Annotated in this window: 1 rRNA gene; it reads right to left on the bottom strand. The window is 49.8% G+C overall.

The features are described from left to right. Window positions 1-253 (bottom strand): 23S ribosomal RNA (locus ACX6U0_RS21415); the annotation flags it as partial.

Raw genomic sequence — 253 nt, 5'->3', positions numbered from 1 at the left:
TTCTCTCCTCGCCTACCTGTGTCGGTTTGCGGTACAGGCACCTATTTCCTCGCTAGAAGCTTTTCTTGGCAGCGTAGAATCAGGAACTTCGGTACTATATTTCCCTCGCCATCACAACTCAGCCTTATGATGTGCGGATTTGCCTACACATCAGCCTAATTGCTTGGACGCGCATATCCAGCAGCGCGCTTACCCTATCTTTCTGCGTCCCTCCATTGCTCAAACGGAAATCAGGTGGTACAGGAATATCAAC

It is taken from the genome of Gottfriedia sp. ABJ_BB2_2 (assembly GCF_055484705.1).
Note: the sequence above shows the minus strand (reverse complement) of the source record. Positions and strands in the feature narration are given on the sequence as shown.